Source organism: Rhodococcus sp. AD45-ID, from assembly GCF_003023755.1.
GTDB classification, from domain to species: Bacteria; Actinomycetota; Actinomycetes; order Mycobacteriales; family Mycobacteriaceae; genus Rhodococcus_F; species Rhodococcus_F globerula.
On sequence record NZ_PYHL01000001.1, the window covers coordinates 97,040 to 121,812 of the forward strand.

At 62.5% G+C, this 24,773-nt stretch carries 22 protein-coding genes; 3 read left to right on the forward strand and 19 right to left on the reverse strand.

The genetic code is table 11. From position 1 onward, the window contains the following. Nucleotides 1-6: 6 nt before the first annotated feature. From C7T36_RS00460 to C7T36_RS00500, 9 genes are all read right to left on the reverse strand, one after another. Complete coding sequence (locus C7T36_RS00460; RefSeq protein ID WP_045070062.1) at nt 7-1,512, reverse strand: glutamate synthase subunit beta; 1,506 nt, start codon at nt 1,510-1,512, stop codon at nt 7-9. Further along, the gene (gltB, locus tag C7T36_RS00465; RefSeq protein ID WP_045070064.1) at nt 1,505-5,998 is read right to left on the reverse strand and encodes a glutamate synthase large subunit; all 4,494 of its coding nucleotides are present in this window, start codon (nt 5,996-5,998) and stop codon (nt 1,505-1,507) included. Before gltB ends, C7T36_RS00460 begins: the two co-directional genes overlap by 8 nt. Before the next feature lie 138 nt (nt 5,999-6,136). Beyond that, complete coding sequence (locus C7T36_RS00470; protein WP_375128010.1) at nt 6,137-6,949, reverse strand: NINE protein; 813 nt, start codon at nt 6,947-6,949, stop codon at nt 6,137-6,139. Nucleotides 6,950-7,035: 86 nt separating this feature from the next. Next, nucleotides 7,036-8,070, reverse strand: a complete 1,035-nt coding sequence (lgt, locus tag C7T36_RS00475; RefSeq protein ID WP_033230853.1) for a prolipoprotein diacylglyceryl transferase — start codon at nt 8,068-8,070, stop codon at nt 7,036-7,038. Continuing rightward, entirely contained in the window at nt 8,067-8,870 is an 804-nt protein-coding gene (trpA, locus tag C7T36_RS00480) for a tryptophan synthase subunit alpha (RefSeq protein ID WP_033230854.1), read from the reverse strand. The genes lgt and trpA overlap by 4 nt, the downstream gene beginning before the upstream one ends. After that, nucleotides 8,867-10,183 (reverse strand): tryptophan synthase subunit beta, encoded by a 1,317-nt coding sequence (trpB, locus tag C7T36_RS00485; RefSeq protein ID WP_045070068.1) that lies wholly within the window; start codon nt 10,181-10,183, stop codon nt 8,867-8,869. The genes trpA and trpB overlap by 4 nt, the downstream gene beginning before the upstream one ends. Nucleotides 10,184-10,282: 99 nt before the next feature. Continuing rightward, entirely contained in the window at nt 10,283-11,092 is an 810-nt protein-coding gene (trpC, locus tag C7T36_RS00490) for an indole-3-glycerol phosphate synthase TrpC (protein ID WP_033230856.1), read from the reverse strand. A gap of 131 nt (nt 11,093-11,223) precedes the next feature. Then, on the reverse strand, nt 11,224-11,874 hold the full coding sequence (locus C7T36_RS00495) for a TIGR02234 family membrane protein (RefSeq protein ID WP_045071040.1): 651 nt from the start codon (nt 11,872-11,874) through the stop codon (nt 11,224-11,226). Between the two features lie 66 nt (nt 11,875-11,940). Beyond that, nucleotides 11,941-13,524 (reverse strand): anthranilate synthase component I, encoded by a 1,584-nt coding sequence (locus C7T36_RS00500; protein ID WP_033230858.1) that lies wholly within the window; start codon nt 13,522-13,524, stop codon nt 11,941-11,943. A 57-nt stretch (nt 13,525-13,581) separates the two neighbouring features. Here C7T36_RS00500 and C7T36_RS00505 point away from each other — a divergent pair, with 57 nt between their 5' ends. Beyond that, on the forward strand, nt 13,582-14,040 hold the full coding sequence (locus C7T36_RS00505; RefSeq protein WP_033231404.1) for a peroxiredoxin: 459 nt from the start codon (nt 13,582-13,584) through the stop codon (nt 14,038-14,040). Nucleotides 14,041-14,044: 4 nt separating this feature from the next. On the opposite strand, the gene C7T36_RS00510 is transcribed toward C7T36_RS00505, so the two are convergent. After that, complete coding sequence (locus tag C7T36_RS00510) at nt 14,045-14,827, reverse strand: dioxygenase (RefSeq protein WP_045070071.1); 783 nt, start codon at nt 14,825-14,827, stop codon at nt 14,045-14,047. A 161-nt stretch (nt 14,828-14,988) separates the two neighbouring features. Here C7T36_RS00510 and C7T36_RS00515 point away from each other — a divergent pair, with 161 nt between their 5' ends. Together C7T36_RS00515 and C7T36_RS00520 are read left to right on the forward strand one after the other, a co-directional pair. Then, a complete protein-coding gene (locus tag C7T36_RS00515; RefSeq protein ID WP_045070073.1) occupies nt 14,989-15,498 on the forward strand; it encodes a MarR family winged helix-turn-helix transcriptional regulator in 510 nt (169 codons plus the stop codon). A 53-nt stretch (nt 15,499-15,551) separates the two neighbouring features. After that, entirely contained in the window at nt 15,552-16,139 is a 588-nt protein-coding gene (locus C7T36_RS00520; protein WP_045070075.1) for a TetR/AcrR family transcriptional regulator, read from the forward strand. A 7-nt stretch (nt 16,140-16,146) separates the two neighbouring features. Here the strand turns inward: C7T36_RS00520 and C7T36_RS00525 are convergent, their stop codons facing one another. The 9 genes from C7T36_RS00525 to C7T36_RS00565 are packed head-to-tail and all read right to left on the reverse strand — an operon-like array spanning nt 16,147 to nt 24,773. After that, on the reverse strand, nt 16,147-16,614 hold the full coding sequence (locus C7T36_RS00525) for a hypothetical protein (protein ID WP_052683618.1): 468 nt from the start codon (nt 16,612-16,614) through the stop codon (nt 16,147-16,149). Further along, nucleotides 16,611-17,141, reverse strand: a complete 531-nt coding sequence (locus C7T36_RS00530; protein ID WP_239654792.1) for a hypothetical protein — start codon at nt 17,139-17,141, stop codon at nt 16,611-16,613. Before C7T36_RS00530 ends, C7T36_RS00525 begins: the two co-directional genes overlap by 4 nt. Continuing rightward, complete coding sequence (locus tag C7T36_RS00535) at nt 17,108-18,406, reverse strand: MCE family protein (protein ID WP_045070078.1); 1,299 nt, start codon at nt 18,404-18,406, stop codon at nt 17,108-17,110. Before C7T36_RS00535 ends, C7T36_RS00530 begins: the two co-directional genes overlap by 34 nt. Further along, nucleotides 18,403-19,488, reverse strand: a complete 1,086-nt coding sequence (locus C7T36_RS00540) for an MCE family protein (protein WP_045070081.1) — start codon at nt 19,486-19,488, stop codon at nt 18,403-18,405. Before C7T36_RS00540 ends, C7T36_RS00535 begins: the two co-directional genes overlap by 4 nt. Beyond that, nucleotides 19,485-20,705: an MCE family protein gene (locus tag C7T36_RS00545; protein WP_045070083.1), complete on the reverse strand. Its 1,221-nt coding sequence runs from the start codon at nt 20,703-20,705 to the stop codon at nt 19,485-19,487. The genes C7T36_RS00540 and C7T36_RS00545 overlap by 4 nt, the downstream gene beginning before the upstream one ends. Further along, entirely contained in the window at nt 20,705-21,718 is a 1,014-nt protein-coding gene (locus tag C7T36_RS00550; protein ID WP_080711549.1) for an MCE family protein, read from the reverse strand. The genes C7T36_RS00545 and C7T36_RS00550 overlap by 1 nt, the downstream gene beginning before the upstream one ends. Nucleotides 21,719-21,723: 5 nt before the next feature. After that, a complete protein-coding gene (locus C7T36_RS00555) occupies nt 21,724-22,746 on the reverse strand; it encodes an MCE family protein (protein WP_045070086.1) in 1,023 nt (340 codons plus the stop codon). After that, on the reverse strand, nt 22,743-23,912 hold the full coding sequence (locus C7T36_RS00560) for an MCE family protein (protein ID WP_045070088.1): 1,170 nt from the start codon (nt 23,910-23,912) through the stop codon (nt 22,743-22,745). Before C7T36_RS00560 ends, C7T36_RS00555 begins: the two co-directional genes overlap by 4 nt. A gap of 9 nt (nt 23,913-23,921) precedes the next feature. Beyond that, entirely contained in the window at nt 23,922-24,773 is an 852-nt protein-coding gene (locus C7T36_RS00565; protein WP_045071047.1) for an ABC transporter permease, read from the reverse strand.

Sequence of the window (24,773 nt, forward strand, 5' to 3'; positions counted from 1 at the left end):
CTCGATTCAGTTTCGATTCCTGATTACGAGTGGCAACGCACCGGGATGTACGGGAGCTGGAAGCTGCGATGCCCCAGTCAGATACCGATCGACCGCCCGCGCAACCGAGCGTCCTTCAGCAATGGCCCACACCACCAACGATGCGCCCCGGTGTGCGTCACCGCACACGAAGACGCCGGGGCACGAAGTCTGCCAGTCGCGCCCGCAGGCGATCACCCCTCGTGAATTCGGCTCGAGGCCGAAGCCGCACAGCAAGCCGGTGCGCTCGACGCCTGTAAACCCGACGGCCAAGAACACAAGGTCACACGGCACGTCGAATACAGCCCCCACCGGTTCGGCAATCCGTCGGCCACTCTCGTCCCGTGACACACGAACGGGCGCGACGCGCACTGCCCGGACGTGACTTTCACCGGTGAATTCCTGAGCGGCTACCTCGAACTCACGCACTCCCCCCTCGGCGTCGGCGGGGGCGCTCCGCAGTAACAACGGCCAGAGTGGCCACGGGTCTGCGCCGTCGTCGCGTTCGAGTGGGGGCTGCTCGTGGTAATCCAATTCGACAGTCGACGCAGCTCCCTGACGGTGAACGGTTCCGAGGCAGTCGGCACCGGTATCACCACCGCCGATGATGACGACATTCTTGCCCGCTGCACTGATCCTGCTCGGCCCGTCACCAGCACATTCGCGGTTGGCCGGCACGAGGTACTCCATTGCCGGATGTATTCCTGTCAGATCACGACCGGGAACGTCGACGTCGCGCGCTCTCCCGGCCCCGATTGCCAGAACAACGGCGTCGTAGTTGGAGAGGAGCTCGCCCGCCGCGAGGTCGGTCCCCACATCACAATCCGTCACGAACTCGGTCCCCTCGGCGCGCATCTGTTCAAGCCTGCGGTCGATGTGATGCTTCGAGATCTTGAAATCAGGGATGCCGTAACGCAGCAGCCCGCCGACGCGGTCATGCCGCTCGAACACCGTGACTCGGTGACCTACACGCGTCAGTTGTTGCGCTGCAGCGAGACCCGCAGGCCCTGATCCGACGATCGCCACCCGGGCATCGGAACGTACGGACGGGATCTGCGGGTGCACCAAACCCTCTTCCCACGCGGTGTCGGCAATCGCCGCTTCGATGCGTTTGATCGCCACGCTTCCGCTGGTCAAGTGATTGGAAAGAGCAAGTACGCAGGCAGTTTCACACGGCGCCGGACACAGCCGTCCGGTGAACTCCGGAAAGTTGTTGGTCTCGTGCAATCGGTCCGCAGCAAGGGACCAGTCGTCGCGCCGCACGAGGTCGTTCCAGTCCGGGATCAGATTCCCCAGTGGGCACCCCGACAGACCCGAATGGCAGTACGGGATTCCGCAATCCATGCAGCGCGATGCTTGCTCGGACACCTCGTGCTTGCGCTGATCGGTGGGAAGCTCGGCATAGACCTCACTCCAGTCAGCTGTTCGCTCCGGCACCGGGCGCATCGGCGTCGAAGCGCGCGTGATGCCGAGAAAACCTCGCGGATCAGGCACTGGCCGTCTCCGTCAGAATGTCGCCGGCCTCCGCTGCACCTGCCAGTTTTTGTTCCTCGATTACTCGCTCGTAATCCACCGGCATCACCTTGGTGAATCGCCCAGACTCGCACGACCAGTGTGCAAGCAGACGCGCCCCGACGCAGGACCTCGTCCATTCGACATGGGCGGCAATCATCATCTTCAACCACTGGAGATCATCGGGCGTCGGTTCCTGCAACGTCACCGACGTCAGGTTCACGTTGTTCGGATCCACGTCGAGAACAAACGCGATACCGCCGGACATCCCCGCTGCGAGATTTCGACCGGTTGCACCGAGGATCACTACCCGTCCGCCGGTCATGTACTCACACGCGTGATCACCGGCCCCTTCGACAATTGCGTCGGCGCCGGAATTGCGCACAGCACAGCGCTCCCCCACCCGGCCGCGCGCAAACAGTTCCCCTGCAGTGGCCCCGTACAGGAGCGTGTTGCCGGCGATCACCTGCTCTTCGGGGCGAAAGCCGACATCAGCGTCGGGACGGAGAGCTATCCGCCCTCCCGAAAGCCCCTTACCCACATAATCATTGGCGTCACCGGTCAAGTCGAGAGTGATCCCCCTCGGCAGGAACGCACCGAGTGACTGACCGGCCGTTCCGTGCAGCCGCACGACAATGGTGTTGTCCGGCAACCCAGGTGCCCCGTATCTCCGGGTCACCTCGGCGCCGAGGGCTGTACCCACTGCCCTGTCCCCGGTGTGGACGTGGCAGTCGATCCGAACGAGTGTCGCATGGTGGAGTGTGTCGGCAGCGCGCTCGACAAGCATCCTGTTGAGATCACCGACGCCGGGCCGCGTCGCAGCTGCGACGCCGCGCCGTGTCACGACCGGAACCGACAGGAGCGGCGCCAAGTCCAGGCGGCGACTCTTCCGATTTCCACTTTCGGTGCAGGGCACCAACATGTCAGCACGCCCCACTGCCTCGTCGAGGCTGTGAAAACCGATGTCGGCCAGAATCTCCCGCACACCGTCGGCGATGAACCGGAAGAAACTTGTGACGTACTCGGGGCGTCCGGTGAACCGTGCCCGTAGCTCCGGATTCTGCGTCGCCACCCCGACCGGGCAGGTGTCGAGATGGCACACTCGCATCATGACGCAACCGGCGGCGATCAACGGCACTGTCGAGAATCCGTATTCCTGCGCGCCGAGTAACGCAGCCACGACAACATCACGGGCCGTGCGCATACCACCGTCGCATTGCAGGACAACTCTCTCCCGTAACCCATTGAGCACCAACGTCTGCTGAGTTTCCGCGAGCCCGAGCTCCCACGGCGTCCCGGCGTGCTCGATCGAGGTCAACGCGGCCGCACCGGTACCACCGTCGTGGCCGGAGATCAGCACCACGTCGGCATGCGCTTTGACCACGCCTGCTGCAACGGTTCCGACGCCGACAGCGCTGACAAGTTTGACGTGAATTCGGGCCTTGTTGTTGGCTTGGCGCAGATCGTAGATCAGTTGTGCGAGATCCTCGATCGAGTAGATGTCGTGATGCTGCGGCGGCGAGATGAGACCGACACCCGGCGTCGAATACCGCGTCCGGGCGATCCACGGATACACCTTGCTGCCAGGTAGTTGTCCACCTTCGCCCGGCTTGGCTCCCTGCGCCATCTTGATCTGAATATCGCTTGCACTGACCAGATAATCGCTGGTCACGCCGAACCTACCGCTGGCAACTTGTTTCACGGCGCTACGACGCGCACAGTCGTACAGGCGATCCGGATCCTCACCGCCCTCCCCCGAATTGGATCGTCCACCCATCGAATTCATCGCTATCGCCATCGTCTCGTGGGCTTCCGCGGACAACGAGCCGTAACTCATGGCGCCGGTGTTGAATCGGCGCAGAATCGCCTCGGCAGGTTCCACCTCGTCGATGCTGAGTGCAGGCCGATCTCCGGTTCGGAAGCCAAGAAGCCCTCGCAATGTTCCGCCCTGCGCGCCGCTGCGATCGACCTCGTCGCTGTACCGCCGGAACACGTCGGCGCGGCCCGACCGTGTGGCGTGCTGGAGGAAGAACACCGATTCCGGTGTGAACACGTGTATTTCACCGTCTCGGCGATAATGGTATTCGCCGCCGAAGTCGAGCTGACGTCGATGTGCATGCGCGGCCGCGTGGCGCACCACCACATCCTCGGCAAGCTCCGCGATACCTATGCCGCCGAGCTTGCTCGTGGTGCCGCAGAAGTACTCGTCCACAAGCCGCGCACTCAGGCCGAAGGCCTCGAATACCTGTGCACCGGTATAGGATTGGACGGTCGAGATTCCCATCTTCGACATCACCTTGAGCACACCCTGATTGGCCGCGTCCAGATAGCGCGTCGCCGCAGTACCTGAATCCACTCCGTCCAGGCCACATTCCGCAACCGACTCGAGGGCCAGATACGGTTGGACAGCAGCAGCGCCGTATCCGAGCAGCAATGCGCAATGGTGAATCTCCCGAGCGTCGCCGGTCTCGACGATCAACGAGACCTTACTGCGCCGACGCTTCCGAACGAGATGGTGATGGACCGCGCCAACTGCGAGCAACGACGGAATCGGCGCGTGGTCACGGTCCCACGTTCGATCGGAGATGACCAGGATGTGGCGCCCGGCGTCTACTGCCGCACTGGCTTCGTCACGTAGCTCGCCGAGCGCCGCTTCCAGACCTTCTGTGCCGGCGGCAATGTCGAACACACCGTGCAGTGTCGTCACACCAGCGCCGGATATGCGGACGATCTCCGCCAGTTCCGCTCCGGACACCACGGGCCTGTGCACCAGGGTTCGCCTACACGATGATTCGTTCGGGTCGAGGAGATTCTGTTCAGAGCCCAGAACCACCGACAACGTGGTGACAACTTCCTCTCGAATCGCATCCGACGGTGGATTGGTGACCTGTGCGAACAGTTGAACGAAGTAGTCGTACAGCAGCCTGGGACGCGCGGAGAGCACTGCCAGCGGCGTATCGGTTCCCATCGATCCCACCGGCTCGTGACCGGTGGCGGCCATCGGCGTCAGAACTACACTCAACTCTTCCTCGGTGTACCCGAAGACCTGCTGATGCTGCATCAGCACCGATGGGTCCCCACGTGATTTGGGCGGATCAGGTGTGTTGCCAACCAGAGTGAGGTTCGCGTCGAGCCAACGCCGATAGGGCGCAGCACCTGCCAACTCGGCCTTGACCTCGTCGTCCGGAACAATACGCTGTTGCGACGTGTCCAACAGGAACATTCGACCGGGTTCGAGTCGACCCTTTGCTATCACGTCGGCCGACGGCACATCGAACACACCACTCTCGCTGGACAATACGACTCGACCCGCCCGGGTGCGCCACCAGCGCCCGGGCCGAAGCCCGTTGCGGTCGAGGACGGCTCCCACCACGGTTCCGTCACTGAACGTAACCGAGGCAGGTCCGTCCCATGCCTCCATCAGGCACGCATGAAATTGATAGAACGCACGTAGCTCGGCCGACATGGCCGAATCCTGTTCCCAGGCAGCGGGAATCATCATCGCCACAACGTGGGGCACACTGCGCCCGCCGAGGGACAACAGCTCGAGCACCTCGTCGAACGACGCAGAATCCGACACCCCGGACGTGCAGATCGGCATCAGCCCGTCGAGATTGCCGCCGAAGAGCTCGCTCCGAAGCTGCGGCTCGCGCGCGCGCATCCAATTTCTGTTTCCGACAATGGTATTGAACTCGCCATTGTGTGCAACAAATCTGAACGGTTGCGCCAACGTCCACGACGGAAAGGTGTTGGTCGAGAACCTGCTGTGCACGACGGCCAGTGCGCTACGCATCCGCTCGTCCTGCAGGTCCGGGTAGAACAGCGGCAACTGACACGGCGTCACCATCGCCTTGTACACCATCGTTCGCGCGGACAACGATGGAAAGTAGACGCCGGAACCCTCGTCCACAACATGTGGGGTGATCCGTTCGGCCTGCTTACGCAGCTCGAGGACACGGCGGTCCAAAGCGATACCGGCCGAGCCCCCACGTGTGTCCGCGACAAAGCACTGACTGATGAACGGCGCACATTCCGTTGCCGATATACCCAGGACTGCCGAATCGACGGGAACATCTCGCCAGCCGAGTACCGACAATCCCACTGAACGCGCGCACCGCTCGATGCGCACGAACGCACGTCGCCGGGGCCGCGCGGCCCGGGGAAGGAAGCAGATACCGGCCGCAAACCTACTCTCACCACGCTCGTTTACATCCGGTAACACGAAGTCGGTGACAGCCCTCAGAAGTTCGACGGGTAGCTGAAGGAGAATTCCCGCTCCGTCACCGGTGGTGGAATCAGCTCCGATGGCACCGCGATGGGACAGCTTGCGCAGTGCGGACAAGCCGTCTTGCACGATCGAATGAGAGCGTCTGCCGTAGATGTCAGCGACAACGGCGACACCACACGAATCTGCTTCCTGATCGGGGTTGTACAGCCCCTGTGGACCAGGCATCTGAGAAAACAGCATGCGTGCCCTCCACCATGCGGGGCCGCCACACGAACCCGCAACCGGCAAAGGTCAGTTTACAACCGGTATGTGCAGGTTGCGATAGAAAAAACCGTGGCACCCCTGTATCGAGGTGCCACGGTGAAACGAGCGAGGGGATCAACTGCGGAGTGGTCGCCCGTACTTGTCCTTCACACTGCCGGTCAGCATCATGATGCCGTCGATCAACGGCCAGATACCACCGATTCCACACGTCAACCAAGTCACCGCAATCTGTGCGATCGCAGTACCGGGCTGATTGAGATAGAACCGGCCGGCGCCGAATCCGCCGAGCAGAATGCCGAGCAGGCCGGCGGTCACCTTCGACTTGTCGGAGAACGGCTGCCCGGTGATCGGATCACGACCGAACGGCGCCGACGGATCGACAAAACCATAGGGCTGCGCATAAGGCTGCTGCTGCCCGTAACCGGGGTTCTGCGGCGGAGCGGTGTAACCCTGAACCGGTGGCGCTGCATACGGATTTGCGCTCTGGTCGGCTGGGACGCCGTACACCGGACCATCCGCCGGAGGCGGATAGCTCTGTTGCTGATAAGGCTGCTGTTCGTAGCTCGGCGGCGTGTAGCTCGGCGGCGTGTAGTTCGGCGGCGCGGGCTCCGAAATCGGATACGCAGCCGTCGGATCTGAAGCAGCCGAGAACGCTGTTGTGGGCTCCGACCCCGCCGGCGGCGGGTAAATCGGATGGCTCCCCCACCCCGGGCCGTTGCCCATTCCCGCATATGTGTCCCAGCCGGGACCGGTGCCCGTTGTTTCGGTTGACGGAGTCTTCTCCGTGGGCGCCGAGGTTTCGCTCAAGGAAGCATCAGCGGTTGCCTCGTAATCGAAGGGCGAACCGAACTGCGGGGGAACCGCGGATTGAGAGCTCGAAGCGTCCCCGGACTCTGCGGGATCCGGATACTTGTTCAAGTCAGGCAACGTGTATTCCTTCGGGTCGACGACGGTCCGGCAAATCGTTGAGGCAAGTGATCTTTATACCTCGAACTGGGTGCGATGCGGACCAGTCATGGCTTGTCCGGCTTCTTCAGATCAACATCCTGCTTTGCGTCCACGCTGGTTGAATCGGCAACCTTTGCCGTCGCGATACCGTCATCCGAGTCGGTATCACTGTCGGTGGCCTCCGAAGCTGTGTTCTCGACGGGCGTGTTCTCGACAGGCGTGTTCTCGACGTAGTCCTTGGACTTCAGTTCGGAAGGATCTTCACGACCCTTCTTGGCCAGCAGGAAGTACGCAACTGCCGCCACGAACACGATCACCGAGGTGAAGGAGTTGACGCGAATGCCTGCAAGTTCGTATGCCGGATCGTCGCGCATGAGTTCGACGAAGAACCGACCGGCGCAGTAACCCGCCACGTAGAGGGCGAACAGTCGTCCATGGCCGATCTTGAATCGGCGATCGACCACGACAAGCAGGACGACGATGAGGACGTTCCACACGGCCTCGTACAGGAAGGTGGGGTGCACGACCTTCTCTACGACGCCGGTCGATACACCGGACAACGCATCGGTCTGACCTGACGAGTTCACACGCTGGAAGATTTCCAATCCCCATGGCACTGTCGTTTCGCGCCCGTACAACTCCTGGTTGAAGTAGTTGCCGAACCGACCTATCGCCTGCGCAAGCAGCACACCAGGCGCGATCGCGTCCCCCAGCGCCGCGACGGGGATCCCACGCCTGCGGCACCCGATCCAGGCGCCGACACCGCCGAGGAAGACTGCGCCCCAGATTCCGAGGCCACCGTTCCACACTTTGAGTGCGTCGATCGGTGTGCCGCCTTCACCGAAATACTGCGGCCAGTCGGTGAGCACGTGGTACAGCCGGCCACCGATCAATCCGAACGGCACGGCCCAGACTGCGATATCGAGAACGGTGCCCTTCTCGCCGCCTCGCGCGACCCACCGCCGGTCGCCCCAGACGATGGCGACGATGATTCCGGCGATGATGCAGAGCGCGTAGGCGCGCAGTGCCACGGGCCCGATGTACCAGACACCTTGTGGAGGACTGGGAATGTAGGCCAGTAGTTCAACAGTTGACGTCACGACGCCACGTTAGCCGAGCGGACACCTTCAGCGAGTTCTTCGGTGAGGGCACGGACAGCTCCGAGTCCGTTTTCCACAGCCGAGACCAGCGCAGACCCGACGATTACTGCGTCGGCATAGCCGGCAATTTCTGCTGCCTGGGCGCCAGAGCGAACGCCAAGCCCGACACCGACCGGGATATCGGAATGCGCGCGGATCCGTGCGGTGAGTTCAGGTGCCATCGACGACACTGCGTCGCGCGCTCCGGTGACACCCATCGTGGAGGCCGCGTATACGAACCCGCTACTTGCCTGGAGCGTCATAGCCAGTCGCTCTTCGGTGGACGAGGGTGCCACGAGGAAGATCCGATCGAGGTGGTGCTTCTCGGACGCTTCCATCCAGTCGGCGGCCTCGTCAGGAATGAGGTTGGGGGTGATCAGTCCGAGTCCGCCTGCGGCAGCGAGGTCGCGGGAGAACTTGTCGATCCCGTACTGCATGACCGGGTTCCAGTACGTCATGACTACGGCCTTGCCGCCGACCGAGCTGATCTGCTCGACGACGGTAAAGATGTCGCGCAAGCGGACGCCGTTGCTGAGGGCAGTTTCAGCGGCACGCTGAATGGTCGGTCCGTCCATCACGGGGTCGGAGTACGCGACCCCGACCTCGATGATGTCGCAGCCGCCGTCGACCATCGTCTTGAAGACGTCGATGGATTCGGACACCGTTGGGTAGCCTGCTGGCAGGTAGCCGACGAGCGCAGCTCGGTTTTCCGCCTTACATGCCGCAAACGTGGATGCGAGGCGTGATGGTCGTTCGCTCACTTGTCCGAGCCTTCCGTGTTGTTCTGGTCTGCGGGCTGGTCTGCGTTGTCGAACAGACCGAACCAGCTCGCGGCAGTATCCATGTCCTTGTCGCCACGACCGGACAGGTTGACGACGATGATGGCGCCTTCGCCGAGCTCCTTGCCCAGGCGCAGCGCGCCGGCAACCGCGTGCGCGGATTCGATGGCCGGGATGATTCCTTCGCGCCGCGAGAGCAGAAGGAGCGCATCCATTGCCTCGGAGTCGGTGACGGGCTCGTAGGTAGCCCGACCGATGTCGTTGAGATACGCATGTTCCGGACCGACACCCGGATAGTCCAAACCTGCGGAGATGGAATGTGATTCGATGGTCTGACCGTCTTCGTCCTGCAGCAGGTACGAGTACGCACCCTGGAATGCGCCAGGCGTTCCGCCTGCGAATGTTGCTGCATGCCTACCGGTTTCAACGCCGTCGCCCGCTGCCTCGTAACCGACCAGTCGCACCGACAGATCGTCGATGAACGGGTGGAAAATACCGATGGCGTTGGAACCGCCACCGACGCAAGCCGTGACGGCGTCGGGAAGCCGACCGGTCAAGGCCTGAACCTGAGCGCGGGCCTCGAGACCGATGACCCGCTGGAAATCGCGCACGAGGGTCGGGAACGGATGCGGACCGGCAGCGGTACCGAAGCAGTAGTAAGTGTCGTCCGCGTGGGAAACCCAATCGCGGAGAGCTTCGTTGATCGCATCCTTGAGTGTGCGCGAACCGGTTTCGACCGAGACGACCTCGGCGCCCAGCAGGCGCATCCGGGCGACGTTCAACGCCTGACGCTCGGTGTCGACCGCACCCATGTAGATGACACACTCGAGGCCGAGCAACGCGCAGGCGGTGGCCGAGGCGACGCCGTGCTGTCCCGCTCCGGTCTCGGCGATGATACGAGTCTTGCCCATTCGCTTGGCCAGAAGTACCTGACCGAGGACGTTGTTGATCTTGTGAGAACCGGTGTGGTTCAGATCTTCACGCTTGAGGATGATGCGAGCACCGCCAGCGTATTCGCTCATGCGCGTTGCTTCGAAAATCGGCGACGGGCGTCCGGTGTAGTCGCGCTGCAGTCGGTCGAGTTCGTTCAGGAAAGCGTCGTCGCTGCGGGCCTTCTCGTATTCGGCGGTAACTTCCTCGATAACCGCCATGAGCGCCTCGGGCACATGACGTCCGCCGTAGACACCGAAGTGCCCTCCGGCATCCGGATCATGAGTGGTGCGCTCGGCAAGTCCGGCACTGGCCGGCGGCAGATTGCCGCCCTTGAAGACTGGTCCCTGAGTACGTGAAGTCACTCCCCCAGTCTGCCCCAAGCGTGTCGCCTGTCACCGCCCGGGTACGGGCAGTTGCCACCGCTCGGGTGCGGGCAAACCCCTCCCGAGCGGTGATGCGATTCAGCGTGACGGTTTAGGGCAGGACGGATGCGCTCCGGCGTTGACCAGATCGGCAACCGCTTTACGCGGATCACCACTGGTCACGAGGCCTTCGCCCACCAGGACTGCGTCTGCGCCTGCGCCTGCGTACGCGAGCAGATCAGCAGTGCCACGAACGCCCGACTCGGCGATCTTGATGGTTTCGGTCGGAAGGCCAGGGGCGATCTGACCGAAGGTGTTCTTGTCGACCTCGAGGGTCTTGAGGTTGCGGGCGTTGACACCGATAACCTTGGCGCCGGCTTCGAGCGCGCGGTTGGCCTCTTCCTCGGTGTGAACCTCGACCAGCGCAGTCATCCCCAACGATTCGGTGCGATCGATCAACGAGGCAAGCGCCTGCTGCTCGAGTGCCGCGACGATCAGCAGAATGACATCGGCGCCATGGGCGCGTGCCTCGTGAATCTGGTACGGACCCACGATGAAGTCCTTGCGCAACACCGGAATAGTGACGGCCTTGCGGACGGCATCCAGGTCGGCGAGCGATCCGTGGAAACGACGTTCTTCGGTGAGAACGCTGATAATTCGAGCACCGCCCGCTTGGTAGGCGGCTGCCAATTCGGCGGGGTCGGCGATGTCTGCGAGCGCACCCTTGGACGGGCTTGCGCGCTTCACCTCGGCGATGACGCCGATGCTCGGTTCCAGAAGTGCCGCTACAGCATCGAGGGCGGGCGGTGCAGTGGCCGCGGCAGCCTTGACTGCAGCGAAGTCGAGTACGGCTTCGCGGGCGGCGACATCAGCGCGCACCCCGTCGAGAATCGAGTCGAGTACGGTCATCGTGGCCCGAATCCTTTCTGGGCAAGTGCCCGATGTGAGATACGTCATCGGGGTGGTGTCAGCCTAGTTGGGCGATTTTTTGCTACTCCGCCCGGGTACCCACGCGCGTGGGAGTTCGGACGTAATCGAGGTCACGATCGTGAATCCTTGCCCGGCTCATTGCCGTCCACGTCAGGTTTCTCGCCTTCCGTATCGAGCGTCGGATCTTCCCCGGCGTCGAGCGCGTCCCACAGCATCCGTTGTGTCACAGGCTCGTCGGGCGCATCTTTGCTTCCCTGTCCGAGCTTGGCCGCTGCCTCCCGGCGAGCTGCAGGGTTGTCGTACTTCGACGAGAGACCGGCGCGCGCCTTGGGCTTTCGCATGAGCAGAACACCGGCAGCGAGAGCCGCAAGGGCCCCGGCGAGCGCGAGCAGCGCAGGCAACACCGATGCTTCGGCGGACACTTCTTCGAGGTGCGAGGACAGTTCGGCAAGATCTGCGGCGCGGTCGTCATCTGCTCCCGAAACCAACAGTTGGACAGCTGGAACTGCGACTCCGATGCCGACCAATCCCACCAACAGGCCGACAACTCGGAGCGCCCACCCACGGACCGCGAACGACGCCGCAACAGCAGCAAGAAGCGTGAGAGCGAGCGGCGTCATCGCCGCAGCCCACGTGCCACCGTCGAGATCCGTGGTGCGCGCCAAAGTCTTACCGTCACTGGAGGTTACTTGTACCCACGTCATCCGCGAGCTTCCCCACAGCGCAATGGCCGCGATCCCCAGCAGGAGCGTGGTCAGCATCGTGGTGCTGCGGCCCGAACGTGGTGTCGGCGAGTCCGCGCCGGTGCTCGAAGCTTGTTCGCTCACTTACCCTTCACCTCCGATGGTGCGCAACGTGTGTGCCGATGCGATCGCGCTGAGCACGGCCATCGCCTTGTTCCGCGCCTCGGTGTCCTCGTAGACCGGATCGGAGTCGGCGACCACACCTGCACCGGCTTGGACGTATCCGATGCCGTCCTTGATGAGTGCGGTGCGAATCGCGATCGCGGTGTCGGCATCACCGGCGAAGTCGAGGTACCCGACAATGCCGCCGTAGACCCCGCGGCGGGTGGGTTCGAGTTCTTCGATCAACTGCATCGCCCGGACCTTGGGAGCGCCCGAGAGCGTTCCGGCCGGGAAGCACGCCGTGACAGCGTCGAGCGCCTGCTTGCCCTCCGCGAGGTGCCCGGTCACGGTGGAGACCAGGTGCATCACGTGGCTGTATCGCTCGATGTGGCGGTAATCGTGCACCTTGACCGTGCCGGGTCGGCAGACACGACCGAGGTCGTTGCGTCCGAGGTCGACCAGCATCAGGTGCTCGGAGTTTTCCTTCTCGTCAGCGAGGAGGTCCTTCTCGAGGAGGATGTCGTCTTCCTCGGTTGCACCGCGCCACCGGGTTCCGGCGATCGGGTGAGTGGTTGCGACACCTTCCGAGACGGTAACCAGTGCTTCTGGGCTGGAGCCGACAATGGAGAATGCGGTCTCACCGTCACCGTTCGGGACGTTGAGCAGGTACATGTACGGACTGGGGTTCGAGGCCCGCAACATTCGGTACACGTCAATAGGTGCTGCGGTGCAGTCGATCTCGAATCGTTGGGAGAGCACGACCTGGAATGCCTCGCCCGCTTCGATATCGCCGATCAGCTTCTTCACGTCGACGCCGAAACTCTCCGTCGTGCGCTGACGGCGGTAACTCGGGGTGACCTTGGCAAACGTGGAGACCGTCGACTTGGCTGGTGCCGCAAGTGCCCGCGTCATCGCGTCGAGACGCGCGACGGCGTCGTCGTACGCCTCCTCGACCCGTGCGTCGGTGCCGTCCCAGTTGACTGCGTTGGCGATCAACGTGATCGCACCCTCGTGATGGTCGACGGCGGCAATGTCTGCGGCCAGCAACATGACCATCTCGGGGATCTGCAGGTCGTCGACGGCCGAGTTGCCCACGTTTTCGAGCCGACGGACGGCGTCGTATCCGAGGAATCCGACCATCCCGCCGGTAAGAGGCGGCAGGTCGGGCAGACGTTCCGAGCGCAAAAGTTCGAGAGTGGCACCGAGTGCGTCGACAGGGTTGCCACCGGACGGTGCGCCGGCGGGGACGTTGCCGTACCAGGCGGCTTCACCGTCGATGACGGTCAGAGCGGCAGGACTGCCGACGCCGATGAAGGACCATCGTGACCACGACCGGCCGTTCTCCGCAGACTCGAGAAGGAAGGTTCCCGGACGGTTCCCGGCCAACTTCTCATAAGCCGAGAGCGGAGTTTCGGAGTCCGCCAGCACTTTTCGTGTCACCGGAACTACCCGATGCTCGGCGGCGAGGGCACGGAACTGCTCTCGCGTGGTGGTGGAATCGGACGCCGCATCGACGATCGCGGTGTCGGACGAGGGTGCGGACTTGGAGGTGGGCTCGCCGTGCATGACTCCATCATCCCAGGCTCACCTGCGCGGGCCTCGTTCGCGGGTAACCTCAGCCGAATGAAACCAGGTCAGCTTGCTCCCGATTTCACCCTGCCCGATCAGGACGGAACGCCCCGTTCGCTGACCAGCCTGCTGGAGAAGGGGCCACTGGTGCTGTTCTTCTATCCGGCAGCCTCAACGCCGGTGTGCACCGCGGAAGCGTGCCACTTCCGCGACCTCGGCAAGGATTTTGCAGCGGTAGGCGCCGCTCGCGCGGGCATCAGCACCGACACCGTCGAAGCGCAGTCGACGTTTGCCACTACCCAGTCCTTCGACTATCCCCTGCTCGCCGACACCGACGGCACCGTTGCCGAGCAGTTCGGCGTCAAACGCGGACTGCTCGGCAAGTTGATGCCGGTCAAACGTTCAACGTTCGTGATCGACACGGATCGAACCGTATTGAAGGTCATCTCGAGCGAATTCCGCGCGAGCACACATGGCGATCAGGCACTCGAGTTTCTCCGGAGTCGCACCTGACCCGCTACGCGACCTGAATCGAGCGCTTTGCGAGTCCCATCCAGAAACCGTCGATGACCTGGGTGGGCACCTGCTCAGGATCGGACGACGCACCGAGAGTCACGAACAGCGGCGCGAAGTGCTCGATGGTCGGGTGTGCGTACGGCATACCGGGAGCCTGTGCTCGGAAATCGATGAGCGAATCGACGTCGCCGGCTGCGAACCGCTCCCCGGCCCACGCGTCGAATTCGGCAGACCAACCTGGAGCCTTTGCCTCCGGCGACGGGTCACGCAGAAATGGCAGGCCATGGGTTGTAAATCCGGATCCCACGATCAACACGCCCTGCTCGCGCAGTGGACGCAACCGTTGGCCGAGGTCTAGCAGACGTTCGGGGTCCAGCGTCGGCAGGGAGATCTGCAGCACGGGAATGTCCGCATCCGGGTACATCACCGTCAACGGAACATAGGCGCCGTGATCGAGGCCACGATTGGGTTGCTGGACGACCTGCTCGTTATCTGGCATCAACGCTGCCACCTGCGTGGCCAGGTCCGGCGCCCCCGGCGAGTTGTACCGAGCCCGGTAAAACCGCTCGGGGAATCCACCGAAGTCGTAGATCAGCGGGGTTCCCGTTGTGGTCGATCCGATGGTCAGCGGCGCGGATTCCCAATGTGCCGACACGATCAAGATTGCCGTCGGCCGTGGCAGGTCACCGGCCCACGCGCCTAGTTGCTTCACCCAGAGAGCGCTGTCCACCAACGGCGGGGCACCGTGGCTGAGATACAGCGCGGGCATTGTGGCGGCGGACATAGCGGCTCCTCATGAGTTCACCGAATAGTTTTAAGTTGAAGGTTCAACCTAATATAGAACTCAACACTTGAAACGCGCAACTATTCCCTGCCTGCACCCACTGGACACTCGTCTGCAACCCTGTAGTGGTAGAACACAGCGCTTCGAAGGGGTACAGACCGATGAGTGGATCGAACGGCCAGGCCGAGTCGCCGGTTCAGACCAAGTGGCTCACCACCGAGCAACAGCAGGCCTGGCGCACCCTCATCTCCTTGGTAACCCGCCTACCAGCGGCTCTCGACACCCAACTCCAACGCGATTGCTCACTAACCCATTTCGAGTACTTCGTGCTGTCGGCGCTGTCAGAAGTACCCGACCACAAGCTGCAACTCTCTCTACTGGCACAGCAAGCCAATGCGTCGCTGTCGCGCCTCTCCCACGTCGTCACGAAGATGGAGAAGGCCGGCTGGGTCAAGCGTGAAGTGATCCGCGGTAGCCGAGGCTCCAACGCGGTACTCACCGATGCCGGAATGGCCAAGGTCATCGAGGCATCGCCCGGCCACGTTCGGTTGGTCCAAGCCTTGGTGTTCGAAGGCCTCGACGACAGCCAGGTCGCACAACTCTCCGCCCTGAGCGCCGCCATGGTCGACCAACTCGACAGAGGAATTGCCGGCGGACTCGGGAAAGCCTGACGGGACCACCCACACCGCGCACAACTTCCCCGGCTCCCGTAGTGTCTGGACACATGTCTGGTAAGGCCAACTTCGAGTCCACCCGCCGGCGCCTGTCGGGACAACAGGCCGAAACTGTCGATCGTTTGACCAAGGCAGCTGTTGCCATCCTGCGTACGCATGGGTTTTCCGCCCTGACCATTCGCATGGTCGCGAGCGAAGCTGGGGTCGCGCCGGCAACCGCGTACACCTACTTCTCGTCCAAGAGCCACCTTGTCGCAGAACTGTTCTGGCGACGCCTTGACGCGCTCCCTCACGAGGCCGACGCAGAGCAGGACCGCGAGAGTCAGGTCTGTTCGGTCCTGCGCAGTGTCGCACTCCTGGTGTCCGATGAACCGGAACTCGCCGCCGCAGTCACCACCGCGATGATGGCCGACGACCCGGACGTCGAACATCTCCGCGCCCGGATCGGGAAGAACATTCGCGAACGCCTGGTCGAGGCATTGGGACCGGAACATGATGCCGACGTCCTCGAAGCCCTTGAAATCGCCTGGTCAGGTGCATTGGTGCGGGCTGGAATGGGATACGAGTCCTACTCGCAGATCGCGGATCGCCTCGAGATCACCGCAAGGCTGATCATGGCGGGCCACGACAACAGCTGAGCAGAACTCAGATCGGTGTCAGCTCACTCACCAACCACCGGTCATCGACGCGTTCGACGGTGACCTTCACGCGACTCGAACTCGACGCCGGAGCCGGCTGCGCAAAACTGGTGGTGATCTGATCGACGAACATCAGCAATTCGACGCGATCGAACATGGCACCGAGCAACCCGACATCCACAACCCGGGCGCTGGTACTGATTCCTTGCGCTTTCGATTGGGGCGCAACAGTTGTCGCAGCAAACTCGACGAATTCGTCCTTGAACGTTCCGGTGGCTGCGCCAGCCCCGGCCGCGAGGTCACTGTCCACCATTTCACTGGTGTACGTAAGCAAGTCCTCCACCAACGCAGGTGCCGTTGCAATCGCATCCGCTCTCGCCGACTCGAGTGCAGCGCCGTCGCGGCGAATCCACAGCAGGGCGCACGCGGCAATTGCGAGAACCGCAACCAGCACGACAGAGATCGCCCGCCTCACGGCACGAACTCCACACTCGACATCAGAATTTTCCCGTCGACGTCCTCGACACCGATGCGCAGTCGATAGGTCCGCGACGTCGTCTCGCCCGCAGAATTGGCGACCTCCGCAGACGCCGCAATCAGTACTAATCCCGACGTCGCCGTCTCCGACGACAGTGCAGCAGCATCGATCCTTGCGTCGGAGTTGACAGATGCGGAACGTATCGCGTTGACGAACTCCGACTGATCGCCAACCAACTCCTCTGCGAACTCGCCCGTGCTGAGCGCTCGCAGTTGGGCCAGATCCTCGTCCACGGTATCGACGTGAATGTCGACCAATGCCAGCGCTCCCGCCGACGCCCCGTCCACCAGTTCCTGCCGATGAGCGTCCCGGGCATTGTCGCCCCGCATCGACATAGCGCCGGTCACCACCACTGCCGCCAAACCTGCAATCACCACCGCGACAAGCACGCGTCCGCGCGTGGTTACATGCCGCGAAACATCCTCGGTTGTCAGGGATTCGGTGTCGTCAACAACTGCTGCCACGAATCCCCCTTACCGATATCGGTGTGCCCGTATGCAATCCCGTCTGGCCCGGTGTACAACTCGTCGGGAGCGTTGGTTCCCGACGGCACGTACGGTTCCGGGCTCCGGCACGTCACCGGGTCCGGCGCCCGCTTGCCCGGAACTTCCATACACGGAATGTTCCGCGAACCGCGCACGGCAAAGACCGAATCCGCCGGCACCTTGCAGAACAGATCGGGCGGAGTGTCCGGAACACTGGTCACCGTGGGGTCGCGGCGCTGATCCGCCGGTAGGTATCCGGTGGAGCAGGCCGCCGGGTCTTGAGCCTGCAGATGGAAATTGACGTTGGCGGCTCCGTCCGCCTGGCCGCGTTGTACAACGGTCTCCTGAGCAGCAACAAGCGGCGGCAGTATGACCAGTACCTGTTCGAGTGACGCGTTGTAGGTGAGCGCAACCTGCCCGGCACTGGTCAGGTTGGCCAGGAGAATCGGCAGGGTCGGACGCAGATCCTGGAACAAGAGCTCCGCCTCGGTGGCGAACCCTGGCCCGGTGTCGATGATGTTGCGAATAGTGCCGTCCGCGATTTCCAATTGCCCGCTCAGCCGGGCGACGCTCGACGCCCACAATCGGATTTGATCCCCCGTGACAACTTGGGTCTCGAGGAGCGGGGCGAGTTGTTGCACAAGAGTTGTCGCGGGAGTAGTGGCGTCGGACAACTGATCTACAAAGGACGTGGTCGAATCCAGCAGTCTCGCAAGATCTTCGCCGCCACCGGCAAACGCAGCTGCAGACTCGTCGATCACCGCGCGCAGTTTGTCCTGTGGGACGGAGGCGAGCAACGCCTGCGCCTGATCGAGAACGGGTCCGATCTCCTGAGATATCACCACAGACTCGGTGTCGATCACGTCGCCGTCGGCCAGAAACGGGCCGTCAGAGGTGGTCGGCTGCAGATCGACGTACTGCTCGCCTATCGCCGATACGCTGCGCACAGCCGCCACCAGATCGGTACTGGGTACGGGAACTGAACTCTGCAAGGACAATTCGGCTTTCACGACGTCGGGGTGGAGCTGCACCGATCGGACTTGACCGATGGTGTCGCCGCGGTACGTCACATTCGCATTGCGGTACAGGCCACCGGCGTTGGGCAGTTCCACCGTCACTGTGTATCGCCCGATACCCAGCATCGTGGGAACACGGAGGTACGCGATCGCGGCCACCGTCATACCGAGCACGGCAAGGATCGCAAAGATCACCAACTGCCGGCGAACAAGCTTGGTGAGGATCATCGTCCTCCCTCCCCTCCATTGCCCGTTGCATTCAGCGGCGCGGTCATCGGGTCGACCGGCCCGCCGCCCATTTGCGGAGCACCGAACGGGGTACCGAAACCGAGTCCGGACTGTAATCGGTTGGTGGTCAGGTCGATCAGCGCCCACAGATTGGTGTAGTCGCCGCGCATCCCGTCATCGATGGTGGTCTGTGGGAACGGGAAGGTGCTCAGGTTTCCGAGATTGTTGATCAGATCCGGACCTGCCGCGACAACCTGCTGCAATGTCGGCTCGAGTGCCGCAAGATTTGCGCTCAGATCATCTCGCGTGCGGTTGACCAGGTCGGTGCCGACGTCTCCGAATCGGCCCACCGAATCGAGTGCGGTGGTCAGGGTAATGCGCTGATCTTCCAGTTCCGCCAAGGCTGGAGCCAGCACGTCGAGCGCCTTCCCCAGTACGTCGCGTTGGGCGTTGATTTCCCCCGCAAACACATCCAGGTTCTCCATCGTGGTCACCATGGCGATGCGTTGCCGGTCCAGGGTCTCGGTCAATGTGTCCATCTGCGCGAGTAGGTCACGTGCTGAGATGGTGCGTCCGCCGAGTGCATTGTTCAATTCGGTGGTGATGGTGTGAATTTGCGCGAGTCCGCCGCCGTTGAGCACTATGGACAGCGCTGTCAGAGTTTCCTCCGTAGTCGGGTACACGCCCGCCGACGCCAGAGGAATGACAGAGCCCTCGGCGAGCGTCCCTTCCGGTTCGACACCGACCGGCGGTGCCAGGGCAACATGCTTGGAACCCAGCAGGCTGGTCTGTCCGATTTTCGCGGTGGAATTAGCCGGCAACACCACCGAACCATCCAGGGACACTGTCACTTTCGCGTGCCAATTGTCGGAGGCGATGGCACTGATACTGCCGACCGTCACATCGTTCACCATTACCGGGGAGTTGGGACTGATCGACGTGACGTCCGGCATCTCGATGACCACGGAAAAACTGTCGGCGCCGCGCCCCGCAGCACCGGGCAACGGCACCGAATTCAGGCCGTTCCACCCGCAGCCGGACACGAGCACAACAACACCGACGCAACAGATTCTCCGGATCATCGTGTCCCCACCTCCGGCATCAGCAACTGCCCCAGCCCTGCGGGAACACTCACGCTCGGCAGGGAGGGAGCCGGCTTCAGATCCGGTTCGCTGTACACCAACTGATCCGGCGCCGCACCAAGCGCACGGGTCGGATTGATGTTCAGATCCGGATAGTTCGCTCTGATGGTGTTCAGGTACGGTCCGAGGTACTCGGCACACAATTCCGCACCCTTCGCAGAGGTTTCGTTTGCCAGTCCCGCGATACCGCCGCAGATGAAGTCGATGGGGTTGCCGATGTTCTGGAAGGCAGGCACCCCGACCATCGCGCCTTGGGCCGGGCGGTACACGTTGTAGTAATTGGACAAGGCCGTCGGCGCCAGATGCAGAAGCTTTTCGATCCCATCGCGTTTGTCCACCAGCACCTGGGAGACATCGGCCAATGTGTTCACCTGTTCGGTGAGCCCGCTGCGATTCTGTTCGACAAATCGGTGGACATCACCGATCGCCGCATCCAGATCAACCAGAGCTGGTGCCAATTGTGTCCGGCTGTCTGCCAACAGACCTGTCACTGTTGCCAGACGTCCCTGAAAGCTCACTATCTGTTCGTTGCTTGCCGCCAACGCCGTGGTGAAAATCTGCAGTCCTCGGATCGTTCCGAAAAGATCGCCACCTCCCTCGTTCAGAGTGCTCATGGCCGAAGACAGTTCCGTGATCGAACGTCCTAACGCCTCACCGTTCCCACTCAAAGCCGTGCCTGCGGCATCGAGGAATTCGGCCGCTGACCCGCGGGTCCCCTCGGACGGCCCCAATGCATCTGCCGCCCGGCCCAATTGCTCCTTGATCTGGTCCCATTCCACGGGCACCGCGGTTCGCTCGATTCCGATCTCCGCTCCATCGGCCAACGCGTCTCCCCCGTCCTCCGTCAATGCCGGCGTCAGCTGGACGAACCTGGCCGAGACCAAGGACTGAGCAACGATCACCGCGTGTGCGTCCGCTGCGACAGGGACGGATCGGGCGAGTTCGAGTTCGACCCGCATCTTCTCCCCCTGCGGAGTTATCGAGGTGACCTTGCCGACGTCGACGCCCACAACACGGACGTCGTCGCCGACGTAGAGTCCCGTCGTCGACGCAAAATAGGCCGTCACCGAGTAGTACCGAAAGTGCTGTACGACAAAATATCCCGCCACCGCCACCGCGAGTACCCCGACCGCGGCGACAATACGTTTCGCGACCATCAGCGAACCTCCGGTATCGGTAGCGGCGCAGGCGGAAGCCCGACAATCGCGTTGATCAACGGTTGGGTGTACTGGGCGGGAAGCAGGTTCTGGATGTACGAGTAGTAGAACGGTCCGCTCGCGACGGTATCGCCGAGCGTCCCCACGTACGTTCCGAGTCCGTCGATGCCCTGGGCCAGGTTGTCCTTGTTCTTCTGGAGTATCCCGAGCACCGTGTCGAGCTTGTTCAGGACCGGGCCCAGTTGTGCTTCGTTGTCGTGTACCAACCCACTGAGTTGAGTGGAGACAGCCGAGATGTCGGTGATGACGTTGCCCAACGCATCCTGCCTGCGGACCAGTTCACCAAGGAGAGCATCGCCGTCGACAAGAAGCGCGTTGACCTGCGGTCCCCGGTCCGCGAGGAGACCGGCCACGTTATTCGCATCTGCGAGCAGAAGCTTCAGTGTCTCGTCGCGGCGGTTGATGCTGTCCGACAGGCGGGCTACCCCGTCGAGGGCGGGCCGCAAGGAAGGCGCGCTGTCCGTCATCACTGCACCAACCTCCTCCAACGACGCCGACAACTGGTCGAGGTTGATGTCCTCGACCGTGGTGGTGAGGTCGCCGAGTACGTCGGGCAACGAGTACGCCGATCGGGTGCGTTCGAGTGGGATCTGTCCGCCGACGGGTATCCGTCCACTTCCATCCAGGTCGAGCGATAGCGCACGTTTACCGAGCAGGGACATCGTGGTGATCGCCGCCGACGTACTCTCACCGAGAGTGACGGAACCGTCGAGCGTGAAATCAACTCGAGCACGGCCTTTTTCGACAGCGATGTTGTCGACGGTGCCGATCTTCACCCCGGCCGCGTTTACCTCGTCACCGGCAGCCACACCACTCGCGTCGTTGAACACTGCGCTGTAGCTCACCCCGTTTTTCACGAACTGCAGATCCTGATACTGCAGTGACGCCAGCACCACCGACGCGGTCATCACCATCCCCACAACGCCTACTCGCACCGCCTGCTTCTGCGCCATCTCTCTCATCGTGGTGCGCACCTTCCGGTCGTCTGGTCGATCAGGTCGACCGTCATCGGTTTGCCGTCAGCCCCGTCGACTTTGAGCGCGATACCGCAGAGATAGAAGTTGAAGAAGGACCCGTAGGCACCAACTCGGATCAGTTGCCGATAGTTCGACGGCATCGACGCGAGGATTCGATCGAGCTCGCCTTGTTGCTCGACCAAAGGGTCCAAGCTCTGGTCGAGTTGCGACAGTGTGCCACTGATGTCGGGCCTGACCCCGGCCAGGAGATCTGCGAAAGTTTGTGCAGCGGTATCGATGCTCGTCACCGAAGTCCCGATCAGTTCCTTGTCCGACGCGAGTCCGCTGACCAGTTGTTGCAGATGGTCGAGTGTGTCGGTGAACTGTCCGCCTCGCCCACGTAATTCACTCAATACGCCGTCAAGATTGTTGATGACCCGGCCGATGAGCACATCACGGTCGGCAAGTGTGTTGGTGATCGATCCGGTATGTGCGAGCACCGACGCCACTGTCCCCGACTGCCCTTGAAATACCTCGAGCAGCGACAGGGACAGCGCGTTGACCTGGGAAGGGTCGAGCGCCTGGAACAACGGTTTGAAGCCACCGAGCAGCGCGTCGAGGTCCAGCGCCGGCGCAGTCCTGGTGGTGGGGATGGTTGCACCTGCGGCCATAGGTTGCGCGGCGCCGGGACTGTCGAGCAATTCGAGATAGCGGTTGCCCACGAGGTCCTGATAGCGCACCGCCGCCCGGGTCTGCTCCGTCAGAGTCTCCACCGAATCAACGCTGAATTTCACGTGAGCAAGGTGGTCGTCACCGAATTCGACGGCGCTCACCGTTCCGACAGGCACCCCGGCGATCCGTACCTTGTCGCCGGATTTCAGCCCGGACACATTGACGAATTGGGCTGCGTAACTGTGCTCGTCGCCTCCTCGCATCTGCCCGAAGACCAGCACGAGCCCAGCATTGACCAGCAGCATCACCGCCACGAAGATGCCGAATTTGATGCCGTAGCCGCGCCGCTTCATCGAATCGCCGTTCCGAACAGGTAACTGAGCAGGTTCGGCATGTCGTTTATCGGCTGGCCGCCATTCCACTGACGTTCCGGTTCGAAAGGATTCACACCCGTGTCCGTCACCAGGTAGGGCGCGTTGACATTCGGATCGCGCAACGGAAGGCCCATGCACTGCGGTCCGCCGGTTGCCGCGACCTTCGGCAGATCTTCAGGATAGCGATACGGTTCGGTGCCTGCGATCAATCCGATCGACATCTTGATTCCCGGCTGCCCGTTGTACGCGCCGTCGCCGATTGCCTTGCTCTCCTCGAGGCCATGGAACATGCATGGAATCACCGGCGAGTACTCTTCGAGAAGTTCGGTGGTTGGGCGCATGAGCGACAGGACGGTGTCGACACCGTCGGTATTTGCCCCGAGGACATCTTCTCCGGTGCGCGCCAACCCGATGACGTTCAGTAGCAGCAGATCCAGATTCTCTTGCTCGTCGAGGACGGTGGTGCCGGTGACAGTGAGCGAGCCGAGGGTGTCCATCAGATCCAGCACAGCCGCCCGATATGTCCCGGACACAACCGGAAGGTCTGTGAGAACCTCGTCGAAAGCGGCACCGGCACTGTTGAATTCGGCCAGCGACGCGTCGGCCTTCCCGAGTGCGACGCCCAACCTCGCCCCGCGACCTTGCAACGCGGTGGAAATCGCCCCAAGCGTCTGATCGAGTTTTCCGGGATCAACTGTCCGCAGGACGGCCGTCAACTTCTCGAACACGGTATCGATTTCGACGGTTACGTGATTCGCGTCGATGGTGGCGCCAGCGGTCAATCGCTCGGCGCTCGGATCCGCAGGCGCCGACATACTGACGAACTTCGCGCCGAAGGCGGTGTTCGAGGTGATCGCGACATCGACGTTGGCGGGAATCGACTCGAGTGCATCGGGATCGAGAAGGATGGACAACGTCGCGGTGGAATCGTCGGCCGGCGCGATCGACTCGACGGACCCGACGGTGACACCGGCCATCTTCACTCGCGCACCCGGATCCATCACAAGGCCGGCCCGCTCGGCAACAACTGTTATCGGAACGCGGGTGGTGAACGACTGATTGAACGACGCGACCGCCAGCGCCACGACGGCAACAATCGCGCACGCCAAGCCTAATGCCGCAAGCTTGTATCCGTATCTCTCCACTCGCTCTCCCTATCCGGACAAGTTGAAGTTGCCGGAACCGCCGTACAGCGCCAGCGAGACCAGAAGGGTCACCGCCACAACACAAATCAGTGACAGACGGACGCCGCGCCCGACAGCTGTGCCCACCCCCGAGGGTCCGCCTACAGCGCTGTAGCCGTAGTACGTGTGAATCAGCATGACCAGCAACGCCATCACCAGTACCTGCACGAAGGACCAGGCGACGTCGACCGGATCGAGAAAGGTGGTGAAGTAGTGGTCGTAGAGCCCGGACGATTGACCGAACAGCACCACCGTGGTGAAACGTCCCGCGAGGAACGATCCGACGAGCGCCAACGAGTACAGCGGCAGAATGGCGAGCATCCCGGCCACGATGCGCGTACTCACCACGTACGGAACAGAACTGATCGCCATCGCTTCGAGTGCGTCGATTTCTTCACTGATGCGCATAGCACCGATCTGCGCCGTCGAGCCGGCGCCGATGGTTGCGGACAGCCCGATTCCCGCGATGACCGGCGCGGCGATGCGCACGTTGATGAACGCGGAGAAGAACCCGGTGAGTGCCTCGACGCCGATGTTTCCGAGCGAACTGAAACCTTGAATCGCGATGGTTCCGCCTGACGCCAGCGTCAGGAACCCGACAACGGCGACGGTGCCGCCGATCAATGCCAACGCACCTGTTCCCATGCTGATCTCGGCGACCAGACGCAAGACTTCTTTCGGGTGTTTGCGCAGCGCCCAGGGAATGAAGGCAATAGCTCTGACGAAGAAAACCGCTTGCCGTCCGACATCGTCGACGGACCGCGACACACGTGCCATCCGCGCTCGGGTCGCCCCGAATTTTCCGAGTTCCGCCAGTGCCAC

What these genes read in the sequence shown, in the direction of transcription:
- gltB (WP_045070064.1), bottom strand. Translation starts at nt 5,998, where the DNA reads ATGCTGTTTTCTCAGATGCCTGGTCCACAGGGGCTGTACAACCCCGAT.
- trpC (WP_033230856.1), bottom strand. Translation starts at nt 11,092, where the DNA reads ATGACCGTACTCGACTCGATTCTCGACGGGGTGCGCGCTGATGTCGCC.
- C7T36_RS00495 (WP_045071040.1), bottom strand. Translation starts at nt 11,874, where the DNA reads ATGCTGACCACGCTCCTGCTGGGGATCGCGGCCATTGCGCTGTGGGGA.
- C7T36_RS00500 (WP_033230858.1), bottom strand. Translation starts at nt 13,524, where the DNA reads ATGCACGGCGAGCCCACCTCCAAGTCCGCACCCTCGTCCGACACCGCG.
- C7T36_RS00505 (WP_033231404.1), top strand. Translation starts at nt 13,582, where the DNA reads ATGAAACCAGGTCAGCTTGCTCCCGATTTCACCCTGCCCGATCAGGAC.
- C7T36_RS00510 (WP_045070071.1), bottom strand. Translation starts at nt 14,827, where the DNA reads ATGTCCGCCGCCACAATGCCCGCGCTGTATCTCAGCCACGGTGCCCCG.
- C7T36_RS00515 (WP_045070073.1), top strand. Translation starts at nt 14,989, where the DNA reads ATGAGTGGATCGAACGGCCAGGCCGAGTCGCCGGTTCAGACCAAGTGG.
- C7T36_RS00520 (WP_045070075.1), top strand. Translation starts at nt 15,552, where the DNA reads ATGTCTGGTAAGGCCAACTTCGAGTCCACCCGCCGGCGCCTGTCGGGA.
- C7T36_RS00535 (WP_045070078.1), bottom strand. Translation starts at nt 18,406, where the DNA reads ATGATCCTCACCAAGCTTGTTCGCCGGCAGTTGGTGATCTTTGCGATC.
- C7T36_RS00540 (WP_045070081.1), bottom strand. Translation starts at nt 19,488, where the DNA reads ATGATCCGGAGAATCTGTTGCGTCGGTGTTGTTGTGCTCGTGTCCGGC.
- C7T36_RS00545 (WP_045070083.1), bottom strand. Translation starts at nt 20,705, where the DNA reads ATGGTCGCGAAACGTATTGTCGCCGCGGTCGGGGTACTCGCGGTGGCG.
- C7T36_RS00550 (WP_080711549.1), bottom strand. Translation starts at nt 21,718, where the DNA reads ATGGCGCAGAAGCAGGCGGTGCGAGTAGGCGTTGTGGGGATGGTGATG.
- C7T36_RS00555 (WP_045070086.1), bottom strand. Translation starts at nt 22,746, where the DNA reads ATGAAGCGGCGCGGCTACGGCATCAAATTCGGCATCTTCGTGGCGGTG.